General features: G+C 67.1%; 14 protein-coding genes. 4 read left to right on the plus strand and 10 right to left on the minus strand.

The window, feature by feature from the left end; translation table 11 throughout:
- Nucleotides 1–23: 23 nt before the first annotated feature.
- The 6 genes from QFZ60_RS20810 to QFZ60_RS20835 all read right to left on the minus strand — a co-directional run bounded on the left by QFZ60_RS20810 (nucleotide 24) and on the right by QFZ60_RS20835 (nucleotide 5,516).
- The gene (locus QFZ60_RS20810) at nucleotides 24–2,339 is read right to left on the minus strand and encodes a cation-translocating P-type ATPase (protein WP_307092937.1); all 2,316 of its coding nucleotides are present in this window, start codon (nucleotides 2,337–2,339) and stop codon (nucleotides 24–26) included.
- A 26-nt stretch (nucleotides 2,340–2,365) separates the two neighbouring features.
- Nucleotides 2,366–2,605, minus strand: a complete 240-nt coding sequence (locus QFZ60_RS20815; protein WP_307092939.1) for a heavy-metal-associated domain-containing protein — start codon at nucleotides 2,603–2,605, stop codon at nucleotides 2,366–2,368.
- A gap of 53 nt (nucleotides 2,606–2,658) precedes the next feature.
- A complete protein-coding gene (locus tag QFZ60_RS20820; RefSeq protein WP_307092940.1) occupies nucleotides 2,659–3,024 on the minus strand; it encodes a metal-sensitive transcriptional regulator in 366 nt (121 codons plus the stop codon).
- Nucleotides 3,025–3,310: 286 nt separating this feature from the next.
- Nucleotides 3,311–3,823, minus strand: a complete 513-nt coding sequence (locus QFZ60_RS20825; protein WP_307092941.1) for a universal stress protein — start codon at nucleotides 3,821–3,823, stop codon at nucleotides 3,311–3,313.
- 89 nt (nucleotides 3,824–3,912) lie between these two features.
- Nucleotides 3,913–4,716, minus strand: coding sequence for a class F sortase (locus tag QFZ60_RS20830; RefSeq protein ID WP_307092942.1), 804 nt, complete (start codon nucleotides 4,714–4,716; stop codon nucleotides 3,913–3,915).
- A gap of 101 nt (nucleotides 4,717–4,817) precedes the next feature.
- Nucleotides 4,818–5,516, minus strand: a complete 699-nt coding sequence (locus QFZ60_RS20835; RefSeq protein ID WP_307092944.1) for a hypothetical protein — start codon at nucleotides 5,514–5,516, stop codon at nucleotides 4,818–4,820.
- A gap of 279 nt (nucleotides 5,517–5,795) precedes the next feature.
- On the opposite strand from QFZ60_RS20835, the gene QFZ60_RS20840 reads away from it, so the two are divergent.
- From QFZ60_RS20840 to QFZ60_RS20850, 3 genes are all read left to right on the plus strand, one after another.
- Nucleotides 5,796–5,996, plus strand: a complete 201-nt coding sequence (locus QFZ60_RS20840; protein WP_043450767.1) for a hypothetical protein — start codon at nucleotides 5,796–5,798, stop codon at nucleotides 5,994–5,996.
- Between the two features lie 71 nt (nucleotides 5,997–6,067).
- Nucleotides 6,068–7,177, plus strand: coding sequence for an exo-alpha-sialidase (locus QFZ60_RS20845; RefSeq protein ID WP_307092946.1), 1,110 nt, complete (start codon nucleotides 6,068–6,070; stop codon nucleotides 7,175–7,177).
- A complete protein-coding gene (locus QFZ60_RS20850) occupies nucleotides 7,137–7,457 on the plus strand; it encodes a MoaD/ThiS family protein (RefSeq protein WP_373427701.1) in 321 nt (106 codons plus the stop codon). Before QFZ60_RS20845 ends, QFZ60_RS20850 begins: the two co-directional genes overlap by 41 nt.
- Before the next feature lie 65 nt (nucleotides 7,458–7,522).
- Here the strand turns inward: QFZ60_RS20850 and QFZ60_RS20855 are convergent, their stop codons facing one another.
- From QFZ60_RS20855 to QFZ60_RS20870, 4 genes are all read right to left on the minus strand, one after another.
- The gene (locus QFZ60_RS20855; RefSeq protein WP_142029520.1) at nucleotides 7,523–7,759 is read right to left on the minus strand and encodes a hypothetical protein; all 237 of its coding nucleotides are present in this window, start codon (nucleotides 7,757–7,759) and stop codon (nucleotides 7,523–7,525) included.
- A 137-nt stretch (nucleotides 7,760–7,896) separates the two neighbouring features.
- Complete coding sequence (locus QFZ60_RS20860) at nucleotides 7,897–9,123, minus strand: pyridoxal phosphate-dependent aminotransferase (RefSeq protein ID WP_142029519.1); 1,227 nt, start codon at nucleotides 9,121–9,123, stop codon at nucleotides 7,897–7,899.
- Between the two features lie 38 nt (nucleotides 9,124–9,161).
- Entirely contained in the window at nucleotides 9,162–10,856 is a 1,695-nt protein-coding gene (locus QFZ60_RS20865; protein ID WP_307092948.1) for an alpha-amylase family protein, read from the minus strand.
- Nucleotides 10,853–11,881 (minus strand): TIGR03885 family FMN-dependent LLM class oxidoreductase, encoded by a 1,029-nt coding sequence (locus QFZ60_RS20870; RefSeq protein WP_307092950.1) that lies wholly within the window; start codon nucleotides 11,879–11,881, stop codon nucleotides 10,853–10,855. The genes QFZ60_RS20865 and QFZ60_RS20870 overlap by 4 nt, the downstream gene beginning before the upstream one ends.
- Nucleotides 11,882–12,042: 161 nt before the next feature.
- Between QFZ60_RS20870 and QFZ60_RS20875 the strand changes: the two genes are divergently transcribed.
- Nucleotides 12,043–12,966, plus strand: coding sequence for an AEC family transporter (locus QFZ60_RS20875; RefSeq protein ID WP_307092952.1), 924 nt, complete (start codon nucleotides 12,043–12,045; stop codon nucleotides 12,964–12,966).
- The last annotated feature ends 3 nt before the right edge of the window (nucleotides 12,967–12,969 follow it).

The raw sequence follows: 12,969 nt of genomic DNA on the forward strand, positions 1-12,969 counted from the left end.
GTTGCCCCGGGGTCCAACAAAGTTCAGCGCCGGGGCTTCCCGAAGCTGCGCAGCCGCAGCGAGTTGGCCACCACCAGGACCGAGCTGGCCGCCATGGCCCCGCCGGCGATCATGGGGTTGAGCAGGCCCAGGGCGGCCACCGGGATGCCCACCGCGTTGTAGAAGAACGCCCAGAACAGGTTGGTCTTGATGGTGCCCAGCGTCTTCCGGGACAGTTCGATGGCCTGGGCCACCTGGGCGAGGTCGTTGCCCATCACCGTCAGGTCGGCGGCTTCGATGGCCACATCAGTCCCGGAGCCCATCGCAATTCCGAGGTCCGCCTGGGCAAGCGCCGCGGCATCGTTGACGCCGTCCCCGGCCATGGCCACCGTGGCTCCGCCTGCCTGGAGCTTGCGAACTGCCTCCACCTTCCCTTCCGGCAGGATGCCGGCATGGACATCGTCCGGAGCGATGCCGACGGCGGCTGCCACCCGGGCGGCGACGGCGGCGTTGTCCCCGGTCAGCAGGATGGGCCGCAGGCCCAACGCCTTCAGCCGGGCGACGGCGGCGGCGGAGCCTTCCTTGACGGTGTCCCTGAGGCTGATGATGCCGGCCGGCGTGCCAGCCACTGCGACGCAGATGGCGGTGGCGCCGCCATCCTCGGCGGCTGCCAACTGTGCCTGCTGGCCGGCGTCCAGGGCAATGCCGTTCTGCTCCAGCCAGCCGCTCCGTCCAGCCATCACGTGCCTGCCCTCGACGGTCCCGAATACGCCGCCGCCCGCGGCGGAACTGAACCCCTGGACTGCCGGCAGGTGAGCTGCCGGCAAATGCGCGGAAGGCGACGCGCCGCCGTCGTGCGCTGCATGGGCCAAAGATGCGGCCGAAGCTGCTGCTGCCGCAATGGCGCGGGCCACCGGGTGCTCGCTGGCGGCCTCAACGGCTCCGGCGAGCCGGAGGACGTCCCCTTCCTGGAAGCCGGGGAACGCCGCCGTGGCGTCCACGGCGAGGACGCCGGTGGTGACGGTCCCCGTCTTGTCCAGCAGGATGGTGTCCACGGTGCGGGTGTCCTCGAGTACCTGGGGCCCCTTGATCAGGATGCCCAGCTGTGCACCCCGGCCGGTGCCCGTCAGCAGGCCAACCGGGGTGGCCAGGCCCAGTGCGCATGGGCAGGCGATCACCAGGACCGCGACGGCGGCCGTGAATGCCTCCCGAAGGGTGCTGCCGTCGGCTCCCGGGCCGGCCAGGACGAGCCAGAGGACGAAGGTCAGGGCGGCAATGGCCAGGACCACCGGGACAAAGACGGCGCTGATGCGGTCGGCGAGCCGCGCGATGGGGGCCTTGCCGGTCTGCGCCTGCGATACCAGGCGCGCCATCTGCGCCAGCGTGGTTTCCGAGCCAACCCTTGTTGCCCTCACCAGCAGGCGGCCGGAGGTGTTGATGGTTGCACCCGTGACGCGGCTGTCCGGCCCCACCTCGACCGGTACGGACTCACCCGTGACCAGGGAGGCATCCACGGCGGAGGCGCCGTCCACCACCACGCCGTCGGTGGCGATCTTCTCGCCCGGCCGGACCACCAGGACATCGCCCACCTGCAGCCGGTCCGCAGGGATTTTCTCTTCCACGCCGCCACGCAGGACGGTGGCGTCCTTGGCGCCCAGGTTCAGCAGGGCCTGGAGCGCGTCGCCTGCCTTTTGCTTGGCATTGGCTTCCAGGTACCGGCCCAGGAGCAGGAAGGTGGTGACCACTGACGCCACCTCGAAGTACAGGCCGCCGGACGTGCCCTCCATGCCGGGGTGCTCGGTCATGCGCGGGTCTGCCAGCAGCTGCCACGCCGAAAACAGGTAGGCGGCCGCCACCCCGAGCGACACCAGGGTATCCATCGTGGAGGCCAGGTGGCGGGCATTGACAGCCGCTGCCCGGTGGAAGGGCCAGGCCGCCCACGTGACCACCGGCAACGCCAGCACCGCCGCCGCCCAGCCCCAATTCGGAAACTGGAACGCCGGGACCATGCTGACCAGGAACACCGGGATCGTCAGAACCGCGGCGAGGATGAGGCGCGGGCGGAGGCTCGATGCGGGGATTGCTGCGCTCTGGTCTGCTGGTTGCGCTTCAGTACGCTGCTGGCGGATGTGTGCCTTGTAGCCTGCTGCTTCCACCGTTGACGTGAGTTGTTCGTCGGTGATCCCCTCGGGGACCGTGACGTAGGCGGATTCCAGCGGGAGGTTGACCGTTGCCGACACGCCGTCGAGCTTCCCGAGCTTCTTCTCCACCCGGTTGACGCAGGACGCGCAGGTCATCCCCTCGATGTCCAGTTCGACGATCCGGGTGCCGGGTTGGTGCAGCAGTTCTTGGTGGCTCATGTCAGCTTTCCGGGGTGTTGGAGTTTCTAGGCTTCGGCGGCGACGACCAGATAGCCCGCTTCCGCGACGGCTTCCCCGATGTCGGAGGGCGGGAGTTCCTTGCTGGAGGTGATGGTCACGGTGGAAATGCCGCCGGCGTTCAGATCGACGTTCACTGCTTCGACGCCTTCCAACGCCTCGAGTTCTTCACTGACGGCCGACACGCAGTGCCCGCAGGTCATGCCGGAGACGCTGATGGTCGTGGTGGTGGGGGAGGTGGTGCTCATGCTTGCTCCTTTGTGGGGGCCGGCGGTGGCCGGGGTGTGGGTGGGTCGTGGTGTCAGCGCAGGAGGCGGCCGATGGCGTCGGCGGCTTCCTTGACCTTGGCATCGATGGCTTCAGCGCGTGCCTCCGGGTCCGGTTCTGAGGCCGCACCCACCACGCAGTGGCCGATGTGTTCCTCCACCAGCCCGAGGCTGACTGCGTGCAGGGCCTTGGTGACGGCGGCAACCTGGGTGAGGATGTCGATGCAGTATTTGTCCTCATCCACCATCCGGGCGATGCCCCGGACCTGCCCTTCAATGCGCTTCAGCCGGCGAAGGTATGCATCCTTGTTTCCCGTGTAACCGTGGTGGGCTGCACCGCCGGCCTCCGTGGCCGGAGCTTCAGCTTCCAAGGCCGCGACGGCTTCTTCGATAGCGTTCATGCAGCAAAGATATACCCCAAGGGGGTATCCATGCAAGTACCCCGGTGGGGTATCCGTACCAGTCCCAAGCGGCAGGTTCCAGGGCACAAAAAAGCTCCGGAGTGCGTTATTGGGGGATACGCACTCCGGAGCAGCTCTTGGGCAATTCCGGTTTCCACGGTGTGGACCGGCCTTGCTTGAATCAGCTTACTGGCTGGTACCGGCCCTGCGCCAGCACCGCGAATAACTACTTTCGCTTTACTTTAAGCGGGCCTCCAACGTGGGTCTTTTGCCGGAATCCGCCCGCTCAGGGCCGGTCCTCATGGGCGGGCATCCGGTAGGGAACCACCAGCACCGGCCGGCTCTGGTGGTGGCTCAGCCACTGCCCCACAGAGCCGTTGAGCGCCTCCGAGAGCCGGTGCGTGAATCCGCGTTCGGAGGTGCCCACGATGATCATTGGGGCATCCACTTCGGCGGCCAGCTGGGCCAGGGCCCGGGCAGGGTCCCCCGTAAGGGTGCGGAAGGACCATTGAATGGATCCGCCGTCGGACGGCTGCTTGTCCACTGCTGCCTGGACCTGTTCCTTCAACTCCGTTGCCAGCGCCAGCATGTCGTCATCTTTGTCCGGGTGCAGGGAAAGCCGGTGGGCGGAGCGGGCAGGATCCCATTCCACCAGGTAGCTTGCTTCGTCCACGTAGGCACAGACCAGCGGTGCGGAGAGCCGGGCGGCAAGCGTGGCCGCAGTCCGGAGCACCTCCGGGTGCTGTTTGGGCATGATTCCCACCACCAGCGGGGCGGCGTCGAAGTTTTCCCATGTCATGCTGACAATTGTCTGCCCGCCTGCTCGGTGTGAACAGGTACGTTGGGCCCGCAACTCCCCGCGCGCCCGGGGGCGTGGCAAGGAAGGACTCAGGACATTGCCGGGTATGCGGTGACCACCACGTTCTTGCCCCACGGATCCTCGGTGTAGCAGCTGATGAGGACCAGCCGGTTGGGCACCATGTCCCAGACGGGACTGTCTTTGAGGCCGGCCTTCAGGTATGTGGTGATGCTGTCCACCTGGTAGCTGATGGTTCCGGCCGCTGTTTCCACTTCCAGCCGGTCGCCCACGGCCGCCGCTGAACTGAGGTGGTTGAAGGGTGCGTCCGCGCCCTCCCAGCTGTGGCCGATGATGTAGGTGGTATTGCCGGAGCCGCTGCCCGGAACGCCAAACGGCGTGAGCCAGTAGCCGTCCTTGGTGGCTGGAGGTTCTATGGTCCGGCTGGACCGGGCTTCGCCGTCCAGGTCCAGCGGATGGATGGCCACGTCGACGGCCGCGGACGGGTAACGGACGCGGACCGGCTGGGCGGCCGGCGGAAGTTCGGGTCCCGCCGCCGCCTGCACTTCCGTTCCGCCGGGCGCCTGGGCTGCCAGGGCCGGGTCCTGCGCCGCTGCCGCATCCTGCAGGCCGGTTTCCGCTATGGGAGCCGCCCCTCTTCCGGCGTCAACGCTTCCGGAAGCATTGCCGCCCGGAACCAGGGCTGCTGAGGCGCTGGCATCCCCGTGCGCCCGCGTTGGTGCCGTATGGAACGGCGACGCTTGGAACAGGGGAGCGCCGAGGGTGAAGGACAGGAACGCGAGGAACCCGCACAGCAGGATGGCCGCATCGCCCCGGTTCCAGCGGAGGATGCCGCGCCGCATTGGCGCCGCATGCCGGCTTCGGTCCTGGCGCATGGCACTCCTGACGGGTTTGGCGGGATTGGAAGGAAGGCGACCTGCCGGGCACTGGCAGGACGCCTTCCTTGTCAAGGGGCCACTGGTAGTGGCGGTGCCGGCTAGCCGGCCACGTGCTGCGGACGGCTCCGGCGGCGTACGGCCACCGCTGCCGCTGCCGCAGCCAGTGCTCCCACTCCTGCAAGCCAACCGGGGCCGGCGTCGGATGCCCCCACCGAGGTCTGCGCGTTGTAGCCCTGGTTAGTACCGACGCTGACGGGGGCTGCGGCCGGGGCGGCCTTGGGTGCTGTCTTTGGTGCGGCGGCAGGCTGCTTGGCAGTTGTCTGCTGGGCGGGTGCGGCTGCGGGGGTTACGGCTGCGGGCGTTTCGACGGCGGCGGGGGTCTGCGCTGCCGGCGTTTCTGCCGGGGTTTGCACAACCGGCTGCTCCGTCACGGGCTCGACGACGACGACCGGCTCCTCTGCTGGAGGCGTCTCCACGGGCGTGACGGGAGGATCGACGACGACGGGTGGAACCACCGGATCGAGTACCTCGCCGGGCGGCAGCGGCGCGCACTGCGCGACGTAGAGAGCCTTTCCGGCGGCGGTCCAGTTCTTGCCCGCCGATTGCGACGTCGGCGGAATGATGTCCAGCGGATGCTGGTCGTGGCCGCCCAGCCCATTGACATTGAATTCCAACGGTGCCCAGGTGCTGCCGTCGCTGTGGCAGACGGTGACTTTTTCCCCCGCGGCCATGGCGGGTGCGGTGAGGGTTATGAGGCCAAGCCCCACCACCCCCAGTGTGGCAAAGGTGCGTTTCATGTTGTCTCCCCATATATGTGTGAAACGGACCATGGTGAGGAAAGGCCAGCGGTGACGCCATATGCCCCAGCAGCACGGTCAGCTTGCTTTGAGATTTCAGGCTAGGGGCGCCGCGCGGAACAATCGCCAGTAGGGGATACTCGTCTTTTTCCGGCGGCAGGCGGGCAGGTTACTTGCCAGTACCCGAAACCCTGCCGGTCACACCTGCTTCCGGTGCAGCACCTTGTCCGCCGCGGAGGCCGCGCCTAACGTTTAAACCAACCCGGGAAAGGGGGAATCGTGGAAATCTTCATGTGGTGGCTGGACCTGGACCTCGACAGCAAGGAGTGGCTGCGCGGGAACCTGCGCGCCGAGGAACTGCCGCTCCCGGTCCTCCAGGGCATCGCCGAGGCCGGCGGCCCCCATCCGGGCAATCCCGCGGCCGTGCTGACTGCTGCTGACTGGGACTTCATCGAAACGCAGTCCGAGTTCGTCGACTGAGGCCCCTGCCGGATCGGATGGGGGCACCGCAGGTGTGAAAACCATTGCGGGCGGACCCGTGCGGTGGTTGCATGGAGCCCATGGCAAAGGCGGCAGAATCATTCGTCCTGGCAATCGGCACCAAGAAAGGTCTCTGGCTGGCCACGAGCCGGGACCGGCAGGAGTGGTCCTTCACGGGCCCGCACTTCCTCATGTCGGAGATCCCCAGCATCGGGATCGACACCAGGGAAGGCCGCACCCGCATCCTGGTGGGCGTCCGCAGCCCGCATTGGGGACCGACGGTGGCCCACTCGGATGACCTTGGTGCCACCTGGTCCGAGCCGGAGCAGGGCGCCATCAAGTTCCCCGAGGACACGGGGGCAGCACTCGAGCGGGTCTGGCAGATTTACCCGGACGCCGAGTCCCGTCCCGGAGTTGTGTGGGCGGGAGCCGAACCGATTTCCGTCTGGAAATCAACCGACGGCGGGGAGCACTTCGAGCTGAACCGCGGCCTGTGGGACCACCCGCACCGCAGTGAATGGGGAGCAGGCTACGGCGGGGCGGCGGCGCATTCGATCGTGGTCCAGCCGGCCGGGGAGACCGTGCACGTTGCCATGAGTACCGGTGGCGTGTACCGGTCGCTCGACGGCGGCACCTCCTGGGAAGCACGCAACAAGGGCATCTCGGCCTACTTCATGCCGGACCCCAACCCGGAGTTCGGCCAGTGCGTGCACAAGATCGCCGCGGACGCCGCCGTGGAAGGGCGCCTGTACGCCCAGAACCACCACGGCGTCTACCGGACGGACGACAATGCAGACAACTGGAACTCCATTGCAGAGGGCTTGCCTGCCGACTTCGGCTTCGTCATGCTCACCCATCCGCGCCGGGACGGCACCGCCTGGGTCATTCCGTTGAAGGCCGACGGCGAACGCATCCCTCCCGACGGAAAGCTCGCCGTGCACCGCACGGATGACGCGGGGAACACCTGGAAGCGGCTCAATACCGGGCTTCCGGAGCACGAATACAACAGCGTGCTCAGGGACGCGGCGGCCGTGGACACCGCGGATCCCGCCGGGGTGTACTTCGGTACGCGCGGCGGGACGGTCTATGCGAGTGCGGATGAAGGGGAGACCTTCAGGGAGGTGGCGTCCCACCTGCCGGATGTGCTGTGTGTCAGGGCGGCCGTGGTGGCAGGTGGCTGAGATTTCGCTGCTGCTGCCCAGTGTCCTGCAGCCCCTGGCCGGCGGGCAGCCGGTACTGACTGCGCCCGCGGAAGGGCCGGTGACGGTGAGAAGCCTGCTCGATGCGGTGGCCTCCGACTATGCGGTGCTGGGCCGGCGGCTTCGTGATGAAACCGGCGCGCTGCGGCGGTTCGTCAACATCTACGTCAACGGTGACGAGGTGCGGCGGTTGCAGGGCCTGGATACCGAGGTGGCGCCGGGCCAGGAGGTCCTGGTGATCCAGTCTGTCGCGGGCGGCTGAGAGGGAAGCGGGCAAGGCGGCGGGCAGCCCTTACTGGCTACGCCCGCAGCCCCACGTCCAGTTCGCTATGCCACGCGCCAAACGCTGCACTCGTCCGTATTGATGGCCTTCCGGACCCCCGTGATCCGGTCCAGGATCCACACCACTCCGATGCCGGGCGCCGTTTCCTGCACGCTGCCGCGGCGGATCACCACGTCGTCGTAGGAAGGTCCCACGGAAAGGCGGGCTTCGATTTCGTCACCGCGGTGGAGCTGGTCCAGCGCGCGGATTCTGGTTACATGCGTGGTCGCTTTCTTCAACATCGGGGGCCTCCTGGCTGGAGCTGGTGCCGGCTCTTGCCTGCACTACCCAGTGTGGGCCGCGAATGTTGCGCACCGGTTTCCCCGCGGTTAGCGTGCGGTTAGTTCTTCGCGCCGCATCGGTTTCAAGTCTGTCGCTTTCAGGCGTCGCTGCCGTTGCGGTAGGCGGCAAGGAAGGTGGAAATCCTCCGGACAGCTTCCTCAATGTCCAGTACCGAGGGAAGGATGACGAATCGGAAGTGGTCCGGCGCGGGCCAGTTGAAGGCCGAGCCGTGGGAGATCAGGATCTTTTGGTCCCGGAGCAGGTCCAGGACGAATTTCTCGTCGTTGGCGATTGGATAGAGTTCCGGGTCCAGGCGGGGGAACAGATACATGGCGCCCGACGCCGGCACGCACGTTACGCCGGGGATGGCAGTAAGGAGCTGGTGGGCAAGGTCCCGCTGCTCGCGCAGCCGGCCGCCGGGCTGCACCAGGGCCTCGATGCTCTGGTAGCCGCCCAGGCAGGTTTGGATGGCGTGCTGGGCAGGAACGTTGGCGCACAGGCGCAGCGAGGCCAGCAGCTCAAGGCCTTCACGGTACGCGGCGGTAGCGGCAAGCGGCCCCGTGATGGCCACCCATCCCGCCCGGTAGCCCGGCATCCGGTAGGCCTTGGACAGGCCGCTGAAGGTCAGGCAGCACACGTCCTCGGCCACGGAGGCGGTGTGGATATGCGTGGCGTCCTCGTAGAGCACCTTCTCGTAGATCTCGTCAGAGAACAGGACCAGGTTGTGCTTCCGGGCCAGCGCTGCGAACTGTTCCAGGATGTGGCGTGGGTAGACGGCGCCGGTGGGGTTGTTCGGGTTGATGATCACGATGCCCTTGGTGCGGCTGGTGATCTTCGCTTCCACGTCGGCCATGTCCGGCCACCAGTTCTCCGCCTCGTCGCAGAGGTAGTGCACCGGCTTGCCGCCGGTCAGGGTCACGGCGGCGGTCCACAAGGGATAGTCGGGGGCCGGGACCAGGATTTGGTCGCCGTTTTCCATGAATGCCTGAAGGCTCATGGAGATCAGTTCGCTGACGCCGTTGCCGATCACGATGTCCTCGACCCCGATGTTCATCAGGCCACGCGTCTGGTAATACTGCGAGATGGCGGTCCGCGCCGTGAAGATGCCCTTCGAATCGCTGTAACCCTGGGCGCCGCGGAGGTGGTGGATCATGTCCACCACCACGGATTCCGGCGCCTCGAGGCCGAACGGTGCCGTGTCCCCGAGGTTCATCTTGAGGATCCGGTGCCCCTCAGCCTCCATGTTTTTGGCAGCCTGCAGGACCGGGCCCCGGAGTTCGTACCGGACGTTTTCAAGCTTGCTGGAGTGCTGCATTGCGTGCATGGTTGATCTTTTCACAAAGCACGACGGCGGGCGGCGGGTTACGGTGCCAGCCGGTCGCCTTTGCGGTGCACGCGGAACCAGCGGCAGCCGTAGCGTCCCAGTTCCACCGCGAAGCTGCCGTCGGGCTCCAAGGGGGCGTTGCCGCCGTCGAACAGGTCCAGCAGCATGGCGTCCCGGTACGCCTGGCGCGGGCCATCCTCCGGTCCCACCCGTCCGCTGACCGTCACCTGCTCTTCGCCGAAGTTGTGCAGCAGCACCAGCGTGCCGCCGTCGGAACTGCAGGTGTGGGCAAGGACGGCAGGTTCCGGCTGGTCGATGATCGCGAACGAGCCCCACCCCAGCTCCGGTGCCTCCCGGTAGCGTGCGATCAGCGTTGCCATGAAGTTGAACAGCGATTCCGGGTCCCTTTTGGCCGCAGCGGCGTTGACGTTCTCCGGCCCATAGTCGCCGCGCACCAGCGGGGCCACCAGCTCCGATGCCTTGGCATTGGAGAACCCGCCGTTCTTCTCAGTGTTCCACTGCATGGGAGTGCGCACGGCGGCGCGGCTCTTCTGCCGCAGGTCCTCACCCATGCCGATCTCCTCGCCGTAGAACAGCACCGGGGTACCGGGCAGCGAGAACATCAGGGAATACACCATGCGGATCCGCTCCTGGTCTCCACCGAGCATCGGAGGCAGCCGCCGCCGGAGGCCGCGGCCGTAGATCTGCATGTTCTTCTCCGGCCCGAACGCGGCGAAGACTTCCTGCCGCTCGCCGTCGCTGAGCTTGTCCAGGGTCAGTTCGTCATGGTTGCGCACGAACATGGCCCATTGGTTGTCCGGGTTGATCGGCGGCCTGCTCTTGAGCGTCTCGGCCAGCGGGCGCGCATCCTGCCTGGCAAGGGACAAATAGATGTGCTGCATGGCCAGGAAGTCGAACTGCATGTTCAGTTCGTTGCCCTCGGGGCCGCCGTAGTATTCCAGCTGCTCCTTGTAGGGCAGGTTCACCTCCCCCAGCAGCACGGCGCTGCCGTTGCGCCGGTTCACGAAGCTGCGCAGCGCACAGAGGTAGCCGTGCGGGTCGATATTGGCGGCCTCGTCCTTGGGCTGGCCCCGCGTCTCCAGGAAGAACGGCACGGCGTCCAGCCTGAAACCGTCCAGCCCCAGCTCCAGCCACAGTCCCATGGCCTTGGCGATCTGGTCCCGTACGCCGGCATTGGTGACGTTGAGGTCCGGCTGGTACTTGGCAAACATGTGCAGGTACCACTCGCCGGTGGCCTCATCAAGGGTCCACAGCGAGTTCTCCTCCCCGGGAAACACCACCTCCGAGGACGTGTCCGGGGGAGTGTCCTTTCGCCACACATAAAAGTCGCGGAACGCGTTGTCAGTGGATTTCCGGGCTTCCACGAACCAGGGGTGCTGGTCCGACGTGTGGTTCACCACGAAGTCGGCGATGACCCGCATGCCCCGGTCCTTCGCGGCGCGGATGAATTCCACCAGGTCGCCCAACGTGCCAAGGCGGCGGTCCACGCCGAAGAAGTCCGTGACGTCGTAGCCGTCGTCGCGGTCCGGGGACGGGTAGAACGGCATCAGCCAGATGCAGGTCACGCCCAGCGCAGCGAGGTAGTCCACCCGCTGGGTAAGGCCGGAGAAATCGCCGGTGCCGTCGCCGTCGTCGTCGAAGAACGTCTCCACGTCCAGGCAGTAGATCACCGCGTTCTTCCACCACAGGTCCGAGGTCTCGGCGATCCTCATGCCGGAGCGTCCGACGCCGGGCTGGCGGTTGCCGCCGCAAGCTGCGGTTCCGTGCCGGCCGGGTCAGGGGTGCGGACCTGCGGGAGCACCTCGGCGGCGAAGGCATCGATGAAGGCATCCTGCCGCTGCCCCACGAAGTGCAGGTACAGCTCATCGAAGCCCAGTTCCACGTATTCAGACAGCCAGTCTGCGTGCGCGCTAAGGCTGGCGGAAACATTGACCGCACCGCGGACCTGTTCCTCGCCCACGTGCTCGCCCACGCCGTCGAAATGGCCCGCGGAGGGCAGGTCCCAGGGAATGGGCGGTGCGAACGTGTTGGTCCGCCACTGGTCAAGGGCGACGGCCGCCGCTTCCTGCTCGCTGCCGGCCCAGGACAGGTGCACCTGCAGCACCGCCTTGCCCTTGCCCCCGCTGTCGCGGTAGGCGGCGAGCATGTCCCGCAGCTTCGCCGCCGGCTGGTTGACGGTGACCAGGCCGTCCGCCCAGGCTGCCGCGCGGCGGGCCGTGTCCACGCTGATGGCAGGGGCGATGAGTGGGGGCGGGGATTCGGGGACATCCCAGATCCGCGCCTGCTCCACGGTGACCAGCCCGCGGTGGCTGACCTCCTCCCCGCGGTGCAGGCGGCGGATTACGTCCACGGACTCTTCGAGCCGGCGTTGGCGGATGTCTTTGGCCGGCCAGGCGTCGCCGGTGATGTGCTCGTTCATGTTTTCGCCGCTGCCGGGGGCGAACCAGAACCTGCCGGGGAACATGCAGGCCAGGGTTGCGGAGGCGTGGGCGATGATGGCGGGGTGGTAGCGCTGCCCGGGTGCGGTCACCACGCCGAACCGCAGGCTGGTGGTGGCCATGGCCGCACCCAGCCAGGACCATGCGAAGCCGGAGTGCCCCTGCCGGGCGGACCACGGCTCGATGTGGTCGGAGCACATCGCCGCGTCAAAGCCGGCGCGTTCGGCGTGCTGGACGTCCTTGAGCAACTGGCCGGGACTGATCTGTTCGTGGGATGCGTGGAAGCCGACGGTAACCATCGTTAAGCTGTACCGTCCCGGCGGCGGCCTGTCGAGGGGTACCTGGGCTGTGGGATGGACAGGTACCGAAAGCAGGGGCACTTGTCCGATAAGTTTAACACTTGTAATACTGTGCCCTTCCGGGGCGCAGGGTGCGGCGGAACCGGAAGGAAGTACCCCACGTGGGCGGTGTGCTCATTGGACTGGCGGTGATCGGCGTGGTCATCGCCGTGGGCTATATCGCTGCGCGGTGCGGACTGGGTGACGAACCCACCATCTCGGCACTGACCCGTACCGCCTTCTTCATCACCAACCCGCTGCTGCTCTTCACGGTGGTGCTGAAATCGGACCTATCCGTGGTCTTCTCCGCCTACGTTCCGCTCGCGCTGATCACGGCGGCCGTCACGGCGCTTCTTTATGTGGCCGCCAGCAGGATCTGGTTCCGAAGGCCGCTGGCCGAGACGGCCGTGGGCGCGATGGCAGGTTCCTACGTCAACGCCAACAACATCGGCATCCCGATCACCCTGTATGCCCTGGGGGACGCCACCCCCGTGGCTCCGGTCCTGCTGGTCCAGCTGCTCCTGTTCGCCCCCCTGGTCCTGACCCTGCTGGACCTCTCCGAAGCCGGCCGGTTCTCACCCCGGCTCATGCTGACCCAGCCCTTCCGGAACCCCATGATCATCGCCTCACTCCTGGGCGTGGTCCTGGCCGCGTTCCACGTGCAGCCCCCGGCCCCGGTGATGGCACCGCTGACGCTCCTGGGCGGCGCGGCGGTCCCTGTGGTGCTGCTGGCATTCGGAATGTCGCTGCACGGAACCAAAATGCTTCGAAGCGGCGGGCATACCGCCGAAATCCTCACTGCCACGGCACTCAAGTCCGCGGTGATGCCGGCGGTGGCGTTCGTCGTCGGCCGCTTCCTCTTTGACCTGGACCACCGCATGCTGCTGGGCGTAGTGCTCATGGCGGCGCTTCCCTCCGCCCAGAATGTGTTCCTGTTTGCCAGCAAGTACGGGAAGGGCGTGGCGGTGGCCCGGGAAACCATCCTGCTCTCCACGGCCGCCGCGGCGCCCGTGTTGGTCCTGGTGGTCTGGCTGCTGGCGGGCTGAAAT

The organism is Arthrobacter sp. B2I5, from assembly GCF_030816735.1.
Classification (GTDB): domain Bacteria; phylum Actinomycetota; class Actinomycetes; order Actinomycetales; family Micrococcaceae; genus Arthrobacter.

What these genes read in the sequence shown, in the direction of transcription:
- QFZ60_RS20870 (WP_307092950.1), bottom strand. Translation starts at nt 11,881, where the DNA reads ATGGTTACCGTCGGCTTCCACGCATCCCACGAACAGATCAGTCCCGGC.
- QFZ60_RS20815 (WP_307092939.1), bottom strand. Translation starts at nt 2,605, where the DNA reads ATGAGCACCACCTCCCCCACCACCACGACCATCAGCGTCTCCGGCATG.
- QFZ60_RS20850 (WP_373427701.1), top strand. Translation starts at nt 7,137, where the DNA reads ATGTGCTGTGTGTCAGGGCGGCCGTGGTGGCAGGTGGCTGAGATTTCG.
- QFZ60_RS20835 (WP_307092944.1), bottom strand. Translation starts at nt 5,516, where the DNA reads ATGAAACGCACCTTTGCCACACTGGGGGTGGTGGGGCTTGGCCTCATA.
- QFZ60_RS20855 (WP_142029520.1), bottom strand. Translation starts at nt 7,759, where the DNA reads ATGTTGAAGAAAGCGACCACGCATGTAACCAGAATCCGCGCGCTGGAC.
- QFZ60_RS20860 (WP_142029519.1), bottom strand. Translation starts at nt 9,123, where the DNA reads ATGCACGCAATGCAGCACTCCAGCAAGCTTGAAAACGTCCGGTACGAA.
- QFZ60_RS20830 (WP_307092942.1), bottom strand. Translation starts at nt 4,716, where the DNA reads ATGCGCCAGGACCGAAGCCGGCATGCGGCGCCAATGCGGCGCGGCATC.
- QFZ60_RS20825 (WP_307092941.1), bottom strand. Translation starts at nt 3,823, where the DNA reads ATGACATGGGAAAACTTCGACGCCGCCCCGCTGGTGGTGGGAATCATG.
- QFZ60_RS20820 (WP_307092940.1), bottom strand. Translation starts at nt 3,024, where the DNA reads ATGAACGCTATCGAAGAAGCCGTCGCGGCCTTGGAAGCTGAAGCTCCG.
- QFZ60_RS20810 (WP_307092937.1), bottom strand. Translation starts at nt 2,339, where the DNA reads ATGAGCCACCAAGAACTGCTGCACCAACCCGGCACCCGGATCGTCGAA.
- QFZ60_RS20865 (WP_307092948.1), bottom strand. Translation starts at nt 10,856, where the DNA reads ATGAGGATCGCCGAGACCTCGGACCTGTGGTGGAAGAACGCGGTGATC.
- QFZ60_RS20845 (WP_307092946.1), top strand. Translation starts at nt 6,068, where the DNA reads ATGGAGCCCATGGCAAAGGCGGCAGAATCATTCGTCCTGGCAATCGGC.